Here is a 13,438-nt window from a genome sequence, read left to right as displayed (position 1 = left end):
GGCAGCGCTTGCCGCCATCGGCCGGGCAGGCGCACGCTGGTGGGAGCGGCCGCCGCGGGTCTCCGTCCGTGCCGGTCCGGACAGCGCGACGGGGGCCGCCACCAGGAGGTGTGGCATGCACAACCAGTGGGACGTGGAGCTGAGCTTCGACGAAGACGGCGTGCACACGACGTGCGACGCCAGGCTGACCGGCGCGAGGGCGCCCGGCCTGAGCGCGCACGGCGAGTCCACGAAGAGCGCGGACGACCGTCCGCTGGCCAGGATCGGCGAGGAGGTCGCGGCCTCCCGGGCCCTGGAGTCACTGGCCCACAAACTGCGGACCCAGGCCACCGGGGAGATCGACGACGAAGGGCACCGTCCGGGCTACCTGATCTACTGAGCTGATCTACCGAGCCCACCATCGCCCGGGCGGCGGCCTACCGGCGTCGCCCGGGACCGCGCAGGACGTCGTCCGGGCCGACGGGCCGTCCTCCAGCCGAAGCACGGCCGGCCGGGACCAGCTCGGCCCGGCTCGTCGGGCCCGGCCTGGGCCCCGTCCGGCAGCGGCGAGCACGGGCGACCCGCCCTCGGCTACCCTCCCCCCTCGTGGACGATCACCCCGAACCCTCGACCCTGCGCGTCTTCATCGCACTGGCCCCGCCCGACGACGCCAAGGACGAGCTGGCCCGGGCCCTGCAACCCGCCTACGCCGGGTACCCGCGACTGCGGTGGAACCGGATCGAGGACTGGCACATCACCCTGGCCTTCCTCGGCGAACTGCCGTCGACGGCGGTGCCGCCGCTGCGATCGGCGCTGGCGGGTGCGGCCGCGTCGCGTCCCGCCCTGAACCTGCGGCTGCGCGGCGGCGGCCACTTCGACCAGCGACTGCTGTGGAGCGGGATCGACGGAGACCTGGAGCAGCTGCACCTGCTCGCCGCCGACGTCCGGGACCTGGTCAGGTCCTGCGGAATCGAGTTCAGGGAGCGGCCGCTGCGCCCCCATCTGACGCTGGCACGCTCCCGCCGCGACGACGCCGTCAGCGTTCCGCAGGCCGCGGCCGGGCTCACCGGGTTCGTGGGCCGGCCGTGGTGGACCGAACGTCTCCACCTGGTCGGCAGCAACATCGGCCGTGGCCCCGGGCCGATCCGCTATCGCGACATCGATGCGTGGCGCTTCGGCACCAGCGTCGTCCAGGCCGGGAGCGACGGCGCCCTCACCGACTCGTAGCCGGCCGGCCGATACCCGCATGGCGGGGAGCCGTCCGGAGTCCGCCGACGTCGGATCACGAACTCCTACCCGTCCGGGCCCCACTGGTCGGGGGCCCGACGTCGTCGTCATCACGGTGGGAGAGGACCGAGATGCCCTGGACCCGAATCCGGACCCGAATCCGGACCCGAATCCGGACCCGGACCTGAACCCGGGCCGAAGGCGGTCGAGCGCTACCGGGGCCCGTGGGGCCCGTGGGGCACGTGCGGACGGTAGCCGGGTTCCTGGACGGGGAACTGCTGGCCCGCGCCCGGCAGGGCGGGCGCCGGACAGTGCGCCACCTCGTACTCGGCCAGCTCGAGTTGCTTGGCGGTCGCGGGCAGCGCCGGGGCCCGGCGCACGCCGCGGTCGAACTGGAAGGCCGAGGTGAGGTCCCCGAAGGTGCGGCGGCGCCAGTCGGTGACGGTGGCCGACCGGACCCCGGTGATCCGCTCCAGGAACCGCAGCACCGACGTGTGGTCGAAGGCCTCACCGGCGACCCAGCCGCCCACCGTCCAGGGCGAGACGATGATGCACGGCACCCGGAAGCCGCCGCCGATCGGCAGGCCGTCGACGAACTCGCCCGGGGTCCCGGCCGGGGGCACCGGCGGCGGCACGTGGTCGAACAGGCCGTCGTTCTCGTCGTAGTCGAGGATGAACACCGTCTTCGCCCAGACCTCGGGGTTCGACGCGACCGCCTCGATCTTGGACGCGACGTAGTCGGCACCGGCGGCCGGCAGGTAGTCCGGGTGCTCGGACTGGTGGCTGGTCGGCAGGATCCAGGAGACGGTCGGCAGCCGGTCGTTGCGCGCGTCGTCCTCGAAGCTGCCGGCGGGCCGGGCCGTCATGCCCTTGTGGTGCAGGGCGCTGCCGGGCGCGGCCCGCTGAAAGCTCCTGAAGAGCGAGAGCACGTTGGTGCCGTAGTTGTCGGCCTCCTGGTAGACCTGCCAGCTGACGCCGGCCGCCTCCAGCTGTTCGGGGTAGGTCTTCCAGGTCAGCGGCTCGGGTGCCGAGTTCTTGATGACGGGGCCGCCCTGGCCGCCGTCGGCGCCGATCGAGCCCGTCATCCAGTACAGCCGGTTGGGCCAGGTCGGTCCCTGGACCGAGCAGAAGTAGTTGTCGCAGATGGTGAACGACTCGGCCAGGGCGAACTGGAAGGGGATGTCCTCCCGGGTGTAGTACCCCATCACGTACGGGCCGTTGACGCCGTCGGCGGCCCGGTGCGCGGGCAGCCACCGGTCCATCTTCCCGCCGTTCCACGCCTGGTGCTGCACCGACCAGGCGTGGCTGGTGGACGGGATCGCCTGCGCGCTCGTGGTGCGGGTGTCCAGGTGGAACGGCAGCAGGTAGCCGTCCGGGTTTTCGCTGTCGGGCTGGTGGAACACCGAGCGCCCGTTCTCCAGCCGCAGCGCGTGCGGGTCCGCGAAGCCGCGGACGCCGGCCAGCGTGCCGAAGTAGTGGTCGAAGGACCGGTTCTCCTGCATCAGCAGGACCACGTGCTCGACGTCCCGCAGCGAACCGGCCCTCGGCACCCCCGCCGCCACCGCCCGCTGGACACTCGGTGGCAGCAGGCTCGCCGCCGCTGCCGCCCCCAGCACACCGGCCGCCGATCCCAGCAGCCTCCGTCGGGTCATTCCGGACATCGGTCCGCCCTCTCCGTCATGCCGGCGCGCATACGGGATGCCAGCGCACCGGACCGCCTTTCGCCTTCTCCGGGAACTTCGGCGCGGCGGAGGTGACGGATGAACGGCCGAGGGCACGTCGGTCACCCGTCGAGCGTGTCGGCCCTACACGCCGGGCCGTGAGAGGGTCAGGCGGTCGACGGCGGACGCGCGGGGGCCGGGAGCCGCGTCGGCCGCGGGCGTGACGGCGGCGAGCCGGCCGTCGTCGTGCGGGGCCGGCTCGGGCGCCCGGCGGAAGGCCGGGCCGGACCGCGCCCTCTCCGCTCCCCGGGTGGCGACGGTCAGGCAGGCCGCGATCAGCACGACGTTCTTGAGGATGTACTGCCCCTCGAGCGTCGGGACGGGCGGGACGCCGTGCACCCACACGTCGTTCGGCAGCAGGACGAGCGTCGCGAACACCCCGGCCATGTGCACGAAGAACACGGCCAGGACGACGCGGAGCAGCAGCCCGGTGACCAGGCCGGCCCCGATGGCGACCTCCATGACCGCCAGCAGCGGCCGCGAGACGCCGGGCGGTACCAGGTCGAAGGTCAGCAGGCTCATGCAGCGGGTGGCGAGGTCCTCGGCGGGACTGGCTCCCGGGATGAACTTGAGCATCCCGAACCAGAGGTACACCAGCCCGACGCTGGCCCGCAGTACGACGGGGGCCACCCGCCGGTAGCCGCGGGAGAAGACGTCGGCCCTGCGTCTGCCGGACCGCACCACCCGTGCGGGATACGACTCCATCCGCCCCTCCTTCGGATCCCTTCAACGTCCCCGGCCCCGAAGAGGACGGGATGCGCCGTGGTTGGCCGGATCCGGGTGAGGGGTGGCCCGAAGTGCCAACCGGGGCACGGCCCGTCAGGTGCCGGCTCGGAAGCCCGCAGCTTAGCGCCCGGTCGGCGCGATGGATAGGTTCGTCAGATCGTCCGATGGTGCTCTGACGCTTGGCTGTGCCGGACCGGTGTCCGGGCGAAGTGCTGTCGGAGCCGGGCGTGGCGGAACTGGTAGACCGCGCCGACCTTGCGCAGGACGCCCCGCTCGTGGGCGTCGTCGAGGAACGTCATCGCCGCCAGCGGGAGCCGTCCGGTCAGGGGCAGCCAGGTCCGCGCGAGGACGGTCCACTGGCCCCACGCGGTCAGGCTGAGCATGGTGCCGAGCCCGATCGCGAACGCCGAGAGGACTCCGATCCTGAGCGCGTACCCGGCGTCCCAGATCAGCCGGATGCCCCAGAGGGAGTTGTGGACGAGGGCGAGGAGGGGCCGGCTGCCGACCCCGACCAGGCATCCGAACACCGGCGCGATCATGAGCCACTGCAGGAGCACGGTCCTGCGGTTCATGTCCAGCAGGTCGCGGGGGCCGGGGGCGGACGCGATGGTGACGGGGGATTCGACCCAGGCCATCAGCGCCCCGGTGAGTGCGGCCGCGAGGGCGAACACGGCACCGAAGAACGCGGCGTACACCGGTGCGACTCGGTACCACGCCGCGTCCCCCGAGGTCAGGGCTCTGCCGATCCCCTGCAGGAGGCCGACCCCGGCCCCGCCCACCAGCCCTGCCACGAGCCCGATCCCGGCACGCGCGAGGATCTCGGGGCCGGACCTGGCACCCGCTCCCGCCGTCCTTCCGACGAGTCGTATCCGGACGCGCGACGGCTGCAGGGCCCCGTCTCGGAGCACGAAGGCGATCCCGTGCGCGAGGGTGGAGACCAGGACGGCCGGAAGACCGTTGATCAGTCCGTCCAGCACCGCGATGGTGAACCCGTCCGCGAACCTGGTCGTGAGGTCGCGCGCGGGCCCGGGCCCGGTGTCGTGGAAGGCGACGGCCGCCCCGTCCAGGGTGCCGATGACGAGGGCGACACAGGCCCCGGTCAGGAGCCCGGTCAGGAGCATGCGCGGCACCAGCCGCATGGCGCCGTCCAGTTCCCACCACGCGAGGTCGGGACGGCCGCTCCGTTCGAGGTGCCGGGCGAGGAAGCCGAGCCAGCGGGACACCCGTTCCGGATCCCGGTTCCGCTCCTCCCGCGACCACCTGGCCGAAGTCCTGCGGCCGGGTTGGGGCGGAGGGAGCGGACCGGAGGGGTACACCGACGGGACCAGCGAGTCCAGCAGGTGGCTCTCGATCGCCTCGGGGGTGGGGAAGCGGCACCGGTCGGCGAGGTCTCCGGGCTGTCGGTCCGGTGCCGGGCGCTGGTAGGCGGTGCGGCACAGCCACAGCATCAGCGGAACCGTCAGGACCTCGGCCGCGGGGCAGGACGGGTCCGCGGTCAGCGCGTCCGCGAGCGGGCGCCAGCGGGTCTGGTGCTGGGGCGTGGCGCTCCTGAGCAGGTACCGCGAGGCCTCCTCGGCGGTCAGCGGTTCGGCCTCGACCACGGCGGCCGAGCGGAGCACCTCGGTGGAGCCGATCGCCGCGGCGTAGTCCTCGGTCCGGCAGGTCAGGACCAGGGGGGATCCGTCCTCGAGGGCGTTGAGCTTGTCCAGGGCCACCGACTGTTCGCCGGTGGGCAGTTCGTCCAGGCCGTCGAGCACGGGCAGGATGCGCCGGCCGAGGCGCAGGAGCCGGACCGTCTCGAGGCTCAGGTAGGGGTACTCGCGCAGCAGCTGCCGGTCCAGCCAGTCGGCCAGGTGGTCCACCCGGGGCCGCCAGGAGGCGAGCGACAGCAGGACGGGGACCGGCTCGCCCTCGCGCATCCGCTGCAGCAGTTCGACCACCAGCAGCACGGCCAGGGTCGTCTTGCCGCTGCCGGGCCCGCCCAGCACGACCAGCCTGCGCCGCGGCAGGCGCAGGAACGCGCCGGCGAAGGAAGCCAGGTCCGCGGCGCTTCCCTCGACGGGAGCGACGGGAGCGACGGAATCGGCGGGATCGACGAGGTCGGCGGGACCCGTCGTCAGGTCGGGGTGGTCGCCGAACTCCCCACCGGGCCTCGCACGCCATCGGACGGGGATCGGCGCCGGACCGTGGAGGCCGCGCAGGGCGGCCTCCTGCCGCCACTGCGCCAGCACCACGTTCCCCAGCTGCTGCGCCGCCGTCTCCAGCCGGTCGGGGAAGCGCAGGGTGAAGTAGTTGTTCTGGACGCTGTTGGCGCCCGACAGGATCGCGGTCGGGCCGTAGAAGACGATGCCCGGTCCGTTGCCCGGCTCCGCAGCGGTCATGAGGACCCGAAGTGGTTCTCCTGGCGGCTGTGGTCACCGACCGCGATCGCGGTCGGCCCGTGGAAGGTGTTGCCGGTCATCGTGTTCCCGCCGTGGGCCGGACCGGCGGCGGCCTCGGCGGCCTGGACCTCCGCCACGGCCTCCCGCAGCGTTCCGGCGAACCCGGTGTCGTTCTCGGCCGCCTCCTCCAGGGCCAGCCGCAGCCGCTGCCGGGTACGGTCGGTCGGCTCCGGCAGGCCGGAATCGGCTTCCTCGATCATCCGCTCCAGGGCCGGGTCGGTGCCCAGGCGGACCGCCACCACCTCGTGCAGGCGGTCCATCCCGGCGTCCAGCGCCTGGTCGACCTCCGTGTCCACCCGGCCCGCCACCCGCTTCGCCTTGCGCACCGCCCATGCGAAGAGGAATCCGACCGCCAGCTCCATGCCCACCATGTTCGCTCCTCTGCGGGACGCGTTTCGTCGGTGTACCGACCCTAGCTCCGCTGCGACGGCCGCGTGGCGGGAATCCCGAACCGTAATCCCTGTCTGGAATTGCCGGGATCTCCTTGCCCAGACGTATGTATGACGATGCGTCAGTTGATCGAAGCGAACCGGAGGAATCGGGCGGTAGGTGTCATCGGGATGTCATCGACCGCTGCCACGGTCGTCCGGTGACTTCGGTTGGCCGGCTCAGGAGGGGTACATCGTGACGAGGACAGCGGGTCGGTGGCGGCCGGCGGTGGCCCTGGTGGCCGCCGCCCTGGCCATGGCCGCGACGGCGGGTACGGCGACGGGTTCGGCCGGTACGGTGGTGGGTGTGGCGAGGGTCGCCATCGGCATCGGCGCGCCGCCGCCGATGGCGGACGGGTTCGGCCTGACCCAGGTCGCCCCCGCCGTGGGCGGGCCCACCGACTTCCACCTCACCGTGACCACGCCCGAGGTCGCGGGCAGGCACCACCTCAAGATCATCCTGCCGCGCGGCTACTACGACGACCCGGCCAGGCGCTACCCGGTGCTGTACTTCCTGCACGGTTCGCCCGACAACCCCCTCAACCAGACCTACCCGGCGCTGACCACCTCGAACGCGATGATCACCGTCATCCCGGACGGCGGCGCCCGCGGCTGGTACGCCAACTGGCGGGACCAGAACACCCCGGCCGGAGCCCAGAACTGGGAGAACTTCCACCTCGGCCAGGTGATCCCGTTCGTCGACGCCAACCTGCGGACCGTCGCCACCAGAAAGGCCAGGGCCGTCGCCGGGGTCTCCATGGGCGGGTTCGGGGCCTTCCACTACGCCCAGGACCACCCCGAACTGTTCGGCCAGACCGCCTCCCTGTCCGGAGACATCGACCTCTCGATCGACTCCATGGACCTGCGGCTGGCCGTGGTCGCCTCCCTCGTCGACGGGCAGGGCGTGATCTGCGGCCTGTCCTCGGGTTCCTGCGACCCCGCGAACTCCCCGTACAAGCCCGCCGTGGACAGCGACGCCCTGTTCGGCTCGCCCTACCCGGTGCTCAACGCGGACTGGCGGTGGAACGAGGTCGACCCGTCCCGGCACATGGACCGGCTCGCCGGAGTCGGGGTCTCCGTCTACGTCGGCAACGGGCGCGGCGTGGTCACCCAACCGGAGTTCTGGCTCGAAGGCGCGGCCAAGCACGTCAAGGACGCCATGGACGCCCTGGGCATGCCCTACCACTACGTCGACTACGGGGACGGTTCCACCTGGGGCGGCCAGTGCGACGGCGGCCACAACGGCGGCTGCTGGGAGCAGGACCTCCGGGTCCCCCAACTGCTCGACCACACCAGCGGCATCGGCGACCACACCTCGGACCCGGCCTTCGCCTACGCGGAGGAGGTCGCCCTGGTGGCCACGCGGCCCGCACCGGGACCGGTGACGGGTGACCGGCGCCGGTTCCGGTCGTTGCACACCGGGGGCCGCACCCGCCGTCCGGTGCGGCCAGGGAGTGGAGGTGCGCGCATCATGGGGTTGACGGAAGGCCTGCCGGAGGCCGCGGCGAACGGGCGGACGCGCCGCCAGTTCCTCGCCGGAGCCGCCGCGCTGGGCAGCGCCATGGCTGTCGGGCAAGCGGCCGGTGCCGCCGCGCTCCCGCGCGCCGCGGGCACCGGCGCCCGCGGCGGCTCGGGGCGGAGCGTGGCGGGCCTGCTGCTCCCGTTCCAGTCCCTCACCCGGCCGCTCGACCTGGGCGATCTCGCCCCGGACACCCTGCGGCGGATCCTGGCCGGCGCGCTGGACGAGGTGCTGCACCTGCCCGCCGACGAGCTGGCCTACTTCGTGGACCGGCTCCTGGTCCACCTGACCAGCTGCGACCTGCGCCGCGAGCAGCAGTGGGAGCGGGTGCCGTGGTGGGACTTCATCGGGGCCGGGCGGATGTCCCACGACTACCAGCGCCTGCTCGGGGTCGGTCTGACCCGGGACCTGGTCGCGACCCGGGCCGAGCAGGCCAGTACCCGTACGGTGGCCCGCACCGTCGTCGAGGCCTTCCTGTTGAACGGCCTGCTGGGGCGTGGGGGCGACGGACAGCCCGACCGGGTGCTGAACGGCCCCACCAGCGAGGCCTGGATCGACCCGTGGGTGGCCCATCTCACCTCGCTGGGCGTCGACTTCCGCACCGGGACCGAGGTCCTGGAGGTGCTGTACGCCGAGGGCCGGATCACCGGGGTCCGGGTGGCACCGGCCGGCGGCGGCACGCCCGGGACCGTACGGGCCGACCACTACCTCAGCGCGCTGCCGGTCGAGCACGCCCGCGCCACCTGGGGTCCGCGACTGCGCGCCGCCGATCCGCAGTTGGCGCGCTGTGACGCGATCGGCACGGACTGGATGACGGGCATCCAGTTCTACCTGCGCCGTCCGGTGCGGCTGGTGCACGGCCACGCCGTCTGCCTGGACTCCCCGTGGTCGCTCACCGCGGTCGGCCAGGCGCAGTTCTGGGACCGGGACTTCGCGGCCGCCTACGGCGACGGAACGGTGCGTGACTGCCTGTCGGTCTGCGTCTCGGAGTGGGACCGGCCCGGGATCCTCTACGGCCGCACCGCCAAGGAGTGCAGCCGCGAGGAGGTGGCCCGCGAGGTCTGGGAACAGTGCCGGCGGGCCTTCGACCGGCCCGGTGCCGGGTGGCCGGCGGACGCGGACGTGCACTCGTGGTTCCTCGACCCGGCCGTGACCGGTCTGGGCGGGCCGGCGCCGGCCAACCGCGAGCAACTGCTCGTCCACCCCGCCGGAACCCTCTACCGCCGGCCCTCCGCCACGACCGCCGTGGGCAACTTCTTCCTGGCCGGCGACTACGTCCGCACCGAGGTCGACCTGGCCACCATGGAGGGCGCCAACGAGTCCGCCCGCCGCGCCGTCAACGCCCTGCTGGACGCTGACGGTTCGACCGCCGAACGCTGCCGGATCCGGGGCCTGTTCCGGCCCCCGGAGCTGGAACCGCTCAAGCTGGTCGACGAGGCCCGCTACCGCCTCGGCCTGCCGAACACCTTCGACCTCGGCTGACCCCGCCCGCCGGGCGGGGGCCCGCAGCATCGGCGGTCCGTCCGGGTGAGGGCGGGCAGGACTCGTGCCGCAGGTCAGAAGGTCAGAGCGGTACCAGGTCACCGGTCCCGAAGGGGTGCCACCGCAGGTCCGTGGCGAAGAGGAAGGTGTTCTCCGGCCCGGTGAACTTGCCGGACTTGACCAGGTCCCACCTGACCGTCACCGTGCTGCCCTTCGGTACCGGCACGGCCAGGTTGGGTCCCGGGGCGTACACGCGCTTGTCCACCGTGCCGGCGGAGTGGATCTGGGCGATGTGCGGCTCGGTGTCGGGGGCGTCCGGAGGCTCCACGGTCACCGTCAGCTTGGCGTTGGTGTGTTTGTAGAACGTCCGTAGCGAGCCGGTGAGCAGCCCGTCCGTCCGCGCGCGGAACCTCTTCCGCGTCCTGACGGTGGCGGTCGTGGGCGGCGGCGCGAGTTCCTCCTGCGTCGGGTGCGTCTGCCGCCGGCCGAGGAGGGAGAGGGCGCCGCCCACCGTCAGGTCCTTGGTGGTCAGGTACGGTTCGGAGACGGTCACGAAGGTGAAGAGCCGGTAGTCGAACGTGGGGGCGTCCCTGTCGCCGGTGTAGGCGTGCAGGGCGAAGACGGTGTCCTGGTACAGCCGGACCCTGTGGTTGCGGCTGCCGGTGACGTCCACCGTCTTCGGCTTGCCGGTCCCGGCGTCGAAGTACTCCAGTTCCACCGTGCTGCCGGTGGTGGGCGTGAACTGCCAGACCACCTCGGCGTCCTCGGTGGTGGGCACGACCTGCCTGAGGGGCCGGAAGTCGGTGAGGGTCAGCCCTGACGGCCCCTTCGTGCAGTACAGGACGATGCTTGCGGTATGGCTGTCGCCGCTCTCCTCGTCTTCGAGGTCCTCTTCGACCGAGAGTCTCGCGTCCCCTTCCCTGGTGTTCACCGCGATGTTGGACAGCTCGAAGGACAGCGGTGGACTGCCGGGCCGGACGGTGGCGGAGCCCTGGTCGTTGGGGCTCGCCGTGGCGAGGCCCGGCTCGTCCTCCGCCCATTCGACGGCCCAGCCGGGAGAGTGCTCGATCTTGATGCCACCCGCCCGGTGGACCGGGGTGAAGTCGCCGGCCTCCTCTCCCAGGGAGAGCTCCAGGGTGATGGAGTTGCAGGTGAGTTCCGCGGCCGAGGTGTTGGTGACCGTGACGGTCAGGCTTCCCTTGGCGGGTTCGGATCCCGCGACGGAGACCGGGAGGGGTGAGGGCGTGGTGGGCGCCGCGTAGGCGAGGAGCGGCTGGTCGTCGGTCATGGGGGCGGGCCCTCTCAGCGTGGTCCGGCTCAGCGTGGTCCGGCTCGGCGTGGTCCGGCTCGGCGTGGTCCGGCTCGGCGTGGTCCGGCTCGGCGTGGTCCGGCTATTCCCAGCGCCAGGCGATCTCGACGTCGTCGATCTCGGTCTCGGTCGGTCCCCAGTCGGCCTCGACGGAGGCGCAGTGCTCGGCCGCGGTGAGGTCGATGACCCAGAGCCGCGCCGTGCTGCCGGAGTCCGAGGAGACGTATCCGGCCACGTAGGCGTAGCGGCCGTTGGGGTCGATGGCCACGCCGCGGGGGTAGCGGATGCCGGGCAGTTCGATGTGCCGGACCTCACCGTTGGCCGTGGTCAGGTCGACGACGGCCGCGGAGTACGTGTCCTTGGCGGCCACCGCGCACAACAGCGTGCCGTCCGGTGTCACGGCCAGGCCGTACACCTGGTTGCCCACCGGGATCGTCCTGGGAGCGTCCTGCCCCTTGAACGCCTTGACCGAGCCGCCGCCGTCGCCGACCACGAGTGCGACCGTGCCGCCGTCCACGCTGACGGCCACGAGGGGCTTGCCGAACCCGTTGTCCCCGGACAGCGTGTTGATGAGGGAGCCGTCGAGGGTGTTCGTCACCGGCACCTGGAGGCTGTTGGTCTCGGTGAGCACGCCCGGGTAGACCTTGTCGCCCTTGGCTGACAGGGCGACTCCGAACACCGCGCCGGAGACGTCGTACGAGGTGACCGTGAGGTCCTGGGAGTCCACCTTGCCGACGTCGACCCGGTGCAGCATCTTCTGCCGCTTCCTGGTCTCGAAGCCGCCCGTCCACAGGTGCTCGCCGTCACGGCTGAGCGCGCAGTCCCACAGGGTCCTGTCCATGGTCTTCGTCCGGATCACCGGGTCGTCGCCGGTGATCTCGGTCAGGTCGACCGCGACGATCCTGGTGTCGTTGACGAGGAAGCCGTGCCTGCCGTCGCCCGAGATGCTCCAGCTCGACCTGTCTCCCGTGGCCCTCAGGGCGGAGCCCTTGATGACGGTGCCCTTCGCCGTGATCGGTGACGTGCCGGGGAGTGCGTCGGTGCTCAGGTCGATGGGGGTGCGGAAGCGCACGGGTTGCATCCCCAGGCCGGAGGCGTAGACGTCCGCGAGCGGACGCTTGAGGGGGGCGTGGCCGATAGCCCAGGCCGATGGCCCAGGCTGATCCGATACGAACTGTTTGCTTCTGTGGACCCCACCGCTTTGTAGCCGACGGGGGCCGTATCGGCCGCACGCCACCGGTGTTCGCCCGGGTGATGTCACCCGGGCGGCGGACGTGACTTGAATTTCCCGGTCCGGTCGGATAGACGAGGGCTGTCAATGTCCGGGGTGGCGTGCGAACGCAAGGAGCAGAATGTCTTTCGTGCACGAATCTGATGCGAAAGGAGCGGTGTGCCGGCCAAGGTGATGTTCTTGAACGTGGGCCAGGGTGACTGCACGCTGATCACATTTTATGAGCCGCATGCGTCCCAGGCGCACGCGGCCGTCCTGCTGGACTGCGGATCCAAGGCGGGCGGCGAGGTGGCACCTCGGGCGTCGGCTGGAGCGTCGGCGACGGGTACCGCCAGGGAGCGCATGACGGAGCACTTGCGGCGGGAGATCGACGACTGCCTGAAAGGGTTGAAGAATCCCGGCGTCCTTGATTATCTGATCGTCAGCCATCCTGACGAGGATCACTTCAATCTTCTCAGGGACGTCCTGCTCGACCCCGGCACGAACAAGCTGAGATACACGCTGAAGAACGTGTTGTACTCGATGGGCCACAAGGACTACCTGGAGGGTCGGAGCTCCTTCCGTTTCATGGAGAAGCTGCTCATGGAGCCGGGCAGTCTGAAGAGTTCCGCCGGTCACGGTGTGGAGAAGCACCCCGAAAGGCGGCCGATCGACGACCGGCCGGAGGCGCTCTTTCCGAAGGTCGCCGACCGGCCGAATCTCTATCTGGTGAACACCTCGGCGTATCTCTATTGTGATTACGAGAACGCCGCGAAGACGATCTCCAACTTGAACAGCCTTGTTTTCGTTCTCACCGGCGCGCCCGACGGCAACGGAAAGCGGCAGAAGGTTCTCCTGATGGCCGACGCCCTCGAGAAGAACGAGAAATACCTGATCGATTACGACCGTGCGGACGGGTTCCTGAAGCGGGAGAAGAATCTGTGGCTCAAGGTCGGTCACCACGGCAGCAAGACCTCGACGTGCAAGGACTGGCTGGACTACGTCACCCCTGATGGGCTCTTCGTCAGCACCGGAAGGGTCCTCTTCAGAGGAAAGAGTGCGACCTGCACGGACAGCGACTTCAACGGGGAGCTGTTGAAGAACTGGGAGGACGTCAGGACCAGGCACAACATTCCGGAGCCGAAGGTCACCTCGCAGAAGAAACCGCTCAAGAGGCACTGGGACTACACCTACCAGAACAACGTCGTGGCTCTGTCCGACTTCGCCAACAAGGACGCGACCGGAAAGGGTGTCTTCAGCACCTTCGGCGGACGCCGGTTCGACACCGGCGGCAAGGCCACGGCCGAATGGACCGGCCGGGACTGGATCCTGTGGATCGACCGGGCGCCGGACGGCTCGTACAGTCCCGGCGCGTACGAGATCTCGTACCAGTAGG

General features: G+C 71.3%; 10 protein-coding genes and 1 pseudogene. 5 read left to right on the top strand and 6 right to left on the bottom strand.

From position 1 onward, the window contains the following. Nucleotides 1-115: 115 nt before the first annotated feature. Nucleotides 116-379: a dsRBD fold-containing protein gene (locus tag ACIQ87_RS29730; RefSeq protein ID WP_402412450.1), complete on the top strand. Its 264-nt coding sequence runs from the start codon at nucleotides 116-118 to the stop codon at nucleotides 377-379. Between the two features lie 206 nt (nucleotides 380-585). Then, the gene (gene thpR / locus ACIQ87_RS29725; RefSeq protein ID WP_402412447.1) at nucleotides 586-1,206 is read left to right on the top strand and encodes an RNA 2',3'-cyclic phosphodiesterase; all 621 of its coding nucleotides are present in this window, start codon (nucleotides 586-588) and stop codon (nucleotides 1,204-1,206) included. A gap of 212 nt (nucleotides 1,207-1,418) precedes the next feature. On the opposite strand, the gene ACIQ87_RS29720 is transcribed toward thpR, so the two are convergent. From ACIQ87_RS29720 to ACIQ87_RS29705, 4 genes are all read right to left on the bottom strand, one after another. Continuing rightward, complete coding sequence (locus ACIQ87_RS29720) at nucleotides 1,419-2,867, bottom strand: alkaline phosphatase family protein (RefSeq protein WP_402412444.1); 1,449 nt, start codon at nucleotides 2,865-2,867, stop codon at nucleotides 1,419-1,421. Between the two features lie 144 nt (nucleotides 2,868-3,011). After that, nucleotides 3,012-3,632 (bottom strand): DoxX family protein, encoded by a 621-nt coding sequence (locus ACIQ87_RS29715; protein WP_402412442.1) that lies wholly within the window; start codon nucleotides 3,630-3,632, stop codon nucleotides 3,012-3,014. Between the two features lie 173 nt (nucleotides 3,633-3,805). Next, nucleotides 3,806-6,034 (bottom strand): NACHT domain-containing protein, encoded by a 2,229-nt coding sequence (locus tag ACIQ87_RS29710; protein WP_402412439.1) that lies wholly within the window; start codon nucleotides 6,032-6,034, stop codon nucleotides 3,806-3,808. After that, nucleotides 6,031-6,465 carry a hypothetical protein gene (locus ACIQ87_RS29705; protein ID WP_402412436.1) on the bottom strand — a complete coding sequence of 145 codons (435 nt, stop codon included), beginning with the start codon at nucleotides 6,463-6,465 and terminating at the stop codon, nucleotides 6,031-6,033. The genes ACIQ87_RS29710 and ACIQ87_RS29705 overlap by 4 nt, the downstream gene beginning before the upstream one ends. 253 nt (nucleotides 6,466-6,718) lie before the next feature. Between ACIQ87_RS29705 and ACIQ87_RS29700 the strand changes: the two are divergent. Both ACIQ87_RS29700 and ACIQ87_RS29695 read left to right on the top strand, forming a co-directional pair. Next, a pseudogene (locus tag ACIQ87_RS29700) lies at nucleotides 6,719-7,804 on the top strand (alpha/beta hydrolase); the annotation flags it as partial. 189 nt (nucleotides 7,805-7,993) lie between these two features. After that, nucleotides 7,994-9,523, top strand: a complete 1,530-nt coding sequence (locus tag ACIQ87_RS29695) for an FAD-dependent oxidoreductase (RefSeq protein WP_402412612.1) — start codon at nucleotides 7,994-7,996, stop codon at nucleotides 9,521-9,523. Nucleotides 9,524-9,605: 82 nt separating this feature from the next. Here ACIQ87_RS29695 and ACIQ87_RS29690 read toward each other — a convergent pair whose 3' ends face one another. Further along, nucleotides 9,606-10,811, bottom strand: a complete 1,206-nt coding sequence (locus ACIQ87_RS29690) for a hypothetical protein (protein ID WP_402412433.1) — start codon at nucleotides 10,809-10,811, stop codon at nucleotides 9,606-9,608. A 103-nt stretch (nucleotides 10,812-10,914) separates the two neighbouring features. Then, complete coding sequence (locus ACIQ87_RS29685) at nucleotides 10,915-11,904, bottom strand: YncE family protein (protein WP_402412431.1); 990 nt, start codon at nucleotides 11,902-11,904, stop codon at nucleotides 10,915-10,917. Between the two features lie 318 nt (nucleotides 11,905-12,222). On the opposite strand from ACIQ87_RS29685, the gene ACIQ87_RS29680 reads away from it, so the two are divergent. Continuing rightward, nucleotides 12,223-13,437, top strand: a complete 1,215-nt coding sequence (locus tag ACIQ87_RS29680; RefSeq protein WP_402412428.1) for a ComEC/Rec2 family competence protein — start codon at nucleotides 12,223-12,225, stop codon at nucleotides 13,435-13,437. The last annotated feature ends 1 nt before the right edge of the window (nucleotide 13,438 follow it).

Origin of the sequence: Kitasatospora sp. NPDC096204, assembly GCF_044763205.1 — a bacterium.
GTDB lineage: Bacteria > Actinomycetota > Actinomycetes > Streptomycetales > Streptomycetaceae > Kitasatospora.
The sequence above is the reverse complement of the archived record's forward strand: the minus strand, read 5'-3'. Positions and strand labels throughout refer to the sequence as shown.

Bases quoted from the DNA above. Each gene is read 5' to 3' on its own strand.
- ACIQ87_RS29715 (WP_402412442.1), bottom strand. From the start codon at position 3,632: ATGGAGTCGTATCCCGCACGGGTGGTGCGGTCCGGCAGACGCAGGGCC.
- ACIQ87_RS29695 (WP_402412612.1), top strand. From the start codon at position 7,994: ATGGGGTTGACGGAAGGCCTGCCGGAGGCCGCGGCGAACGGGCGGACG.
- ACIQ87_RS29720 (WP_402412444.1), bottom strand. From the start codon at position 2,867: ATGTCCGGAATGACCCGACGGAGGCTGCTGGGATCGGCGGCCGGTGTG.
- ACIQ87_RS29730 (WP_402412450.1), top strand. From the start codon at position 116: ATGCACAACCAGTGGGACGTGGAGCTGAGCTTCGACGAAGACGGCGTG.
- ACIQ87_RS29710 (WP_402412439.1), bottom strand. From the start codon at position 6,034: ATGACCGCTGCGGAGCCGGGCAACGGACCGGGCATCGTCTTCTACGGC.
- ACIQ87_RS29690 (WP_402412433.1), bottom strand. From the start codon at position 10,811: ATGACCGACGACCAGCCGCTCCTCGCCTACGCGGCGCCCACCACGCCC.
- ACIQ87_RS29705 (WP_402412436.1), bottom strand. From the start codon at position 6,465: ATGGTGGGCATGGAGCTGGCGGTCGGATTCCTCTTCGCATGGGCGGTG.